We start from the raw sequence: 2,474 nt of genomic DNA on the forward strand, positions 1-2,474 counted from the left end.
TCCCAGCACGACGTTCAATATTGAACTTTAGTTCTTACATTCATCATCAATAATTCTAATCAGCTTTGGTTATCGGCTGGACGTTATAAAATACCCCACCGAACGCCAAGCCGTTTTCCGTTGTATGCCACCTTTATGAAGATGCCGAAAGTACTATTTTTGCTTTTATTGACAACATTGACAGCCTGTACACAAATAAACCAACCAAATGATGAAAACCGACTACAAGACTTATCTGAGAAGACCGGTATCGAGATGGTTGTTATCGACGAAGCGGAAAAAATTACCGGTACACAAGCTGAACACTTCAGACGGTTGTTGATACGCTCCAGCTATGCAGGCGACCCTATTCAGTCGAATATTCTACAACCGGCACCAAAGACTAAAACAGTTCTACTTCCTGGCATTTCATTTCCTGTTGACCCTAAATTAGCGGAGCAGGTCGTAGACAACTTGAACCGAAAATTCGCTTACAGGAGCTGTATTTCCTTTATTTCTGATGACCGTAGGGAGGGTCAAAAGTATGTCGTTTCTCTTATTCATTCATTTGACAAGTACAACGCGTTAAGATTGCAGGAAACAAGTGGTGGCAGCTATCACTTTTCCACAGACACACTCATTACGAAACTCAAAGTCTTTGAACAGAAGTATCCTTTTCGCTTTATCGGCGTCGGCAATGATTGGTTGAGTATCCAAACGGTAGACACACCCAAAGACTGGAGAGACTTTGCAAATGAAGTAATGAAAGTCTGTCCGACAGAAAAACCAAATCTCCAGGAAACGGCAAAAGAATTTGAAAAAGAGAGAGGCAAAGTATTCATGTGGTGGGACTAAGGCGGCATACAACATTCGCTTGCCGAAATAGCGGCTGGACGAACAACGATGAAGCCGACGAACAATTTGTAAACTGTATATCTTTAATCAACAACAGTACTGCCAATGCCGCAACTTCGGTAAGCAGTTCTCGTTAGCGGCTATTGTGGAATTTTCCTTCTTTAGCATCTGATATAGAAACCTGACTTTATGCTACACTTGCTCTTGTTTTTTGCTTTGTTGACACATAAACCGAACTACTGCTCTTGCATCCATTTACCACCAATTGACGAGCAGCAGTATAGGGAATACGATTTGATTGCAAAAGGAAAGATTGCAAAAATATCGTTGAGCGATTTTGAAAGAACGATTGATGTGACTGTAGAAAACTATTACAAAGGCGAACAAAACAAGACCAAAATAAAAATTACTACACCGAGGCAAGAAGGCATGTGCGGTATTGTTCCAAAAGTTGGTGAAGAGTGGCTGATGTTTGCCTATGCTGATAAAAATGGATTTCGGACAGAATTATGCACAAGAACGAAAAACATGAACCCGAAAGCATGGGATTACAATAAAAGTGAGATTGCCGACGACATCAAATTCTTAGAAGCAAAACGCACGACTAGCAGCCGCTAACAGAGTATTTATGCAATGGTGGCTGACGTGCATATTACCAGCTTCAGGTTTTCAAATCAGCTTTATATCCTTAACCAAAACTGACGGAACAGGAAATGCCACCACTGCATAAATACCCGTTCCGTTAGCAGCAAGCTAGATAACTGCAAAATGAAGTGGATAGACCTAACAGACGCCGACCCATACAAGCCAGTTTCTGAAGTTGACATTGCTGACAGTCACTTTGACTTACATAACGATTTCAGAGTCCTTAGGACTGAGTATTCGTCATTCGATCATTATGCAGCACTTTACTTTGAGTCCGATGCTGCTTATGGTCTTCTCCTGTTTTTGAAATCTACGCTTAGTTCTTGGAAGATGTTGTCCGGAACGATCGACACCACAGAAGACAGATCGTTTGACTTTTTTACACGGGTGTTTGGCATAGAAGACGCAGAAGGCTTTTGGACAGAACTTCCAAGGAACCGCAAGTTTTTCCAGGTTGCGTTTACAGACACATCTGAGATAATGATCGAGGCAGAGCGTGTCTTGTTCGTGGATCTGGGAATAGAGCTGCTAAAGCAAGAGCGTGCTCGTGAGATCGAATTGGAAAATCTTGAACGTTCCATAAAGAAACTCGAGATTGTTTTAACTGAGAATACCAAATCTGGTGAGGAGCCAGTAAAAGAGCATTTGCAGCGTCGTCTTGACAACAGACGTGAACTTTACCAGCAGAAGGCAAGACATCAGGAATTGGATCAACAGTGGAAGGCAGCCCTTCGTGAGCACCGCCAGCTGCTAACAGGGTGCTTCTAAAACAGCGGCTTGACTGCAAAGGCTCGACGAAATAACTTTACTCGATAAAACAACATGGGTGAGGCTGAAGGAACACTGAATATCGCTGCTTCAGAAGCACCTAATCCGTTGGCAGCCATTTATGAGAACACTACCATTCATACTGCTTTTGACATTGGCAATGGTTAGTTGCGGACAAAACCAAAATTTTATGGAATATGCGTCTTCTGATTATTACACTAATAACG

The 2,474-nt window shown here is 42.2% G+C and carries 3 protein-coding genes; all 3 read left to right on the forward strand.

Going from position 1 to position 2,474, the window contains the following annotated elements:
• The first annotated feature begins 141 nt into the window (after positions 1-141).
• The 3 genes from D6024_RS26215 (at position 142) to D6024_RS26225 (ending at position 2,247) form a co-directional block, all read left to right on the forward strand.
• On the forward strand, positions 142-834 hold the full coding sequence (locus D6024_RS26215; protein WP_162945065.1) for a DUF4253 domain-containing protein: 693 nt from the start codon (positions 142-144) through the stop codon (positions 832-834).
• 189 nt (positions 835-1,023) lie between these two features.
• Positions 1,024-1,452, forward strand: a complete 429-nt coding sequence (locus tag D6024_RS26220) for a hypothetical protein (protein ID WP_162945066.1) — start codon at positions 1,024-1,026, stop codon at positions 1,450-1,452.
• Between the two features lie 150 nt (positions 1,453-1,602).
• Entirely contained in the window at positions 1,603-2,247 is a 645-nt protein-coding gene (locus D6024_RS26225; RefSeq protein ID WP_121357783.1) for a hypothetical protein, read from the forward strand.
• Positions 2,248-2,474: the final 227 nt, after the last annotated feature.

Origin of the sequence: Flavisolibacter nicotianae (genome assembly GCF_003628535.1) — a bacterium.
In the GTDB taxonomy this organism is placed as follows: domain Bacteria; phylum Bacteroidota; class Bacteroidia; order Chitinophagales; family Chitinophagaceae; genus Flavisolibacter; species Flavisolibacter nicotianae.

Bases quoted from the DNA above. Each gene is read 5' to 3' on its own strand.
- D6024_RS26220 (WP_162945066.1), top strand. From the start codon at position 1,024: ATGCTACACTTGCTCTTGTTTTTTGCTTTGTTGACACATAAACCGAAC.
- D6024_RS26215 (WP_162945065.1), top strand. From the start codon at position 142: ATGCCGAAAGTACTATTTTTGCTTTTATTGACAACATTGACAGCCTGT.
- D6024_RS26225 (WP_121357783.1), top strand. From the start codon at position 1,603: ATGAAGTGGATAGACCTAACAGACGCCGACCCATACAAGCCAGTTTCT.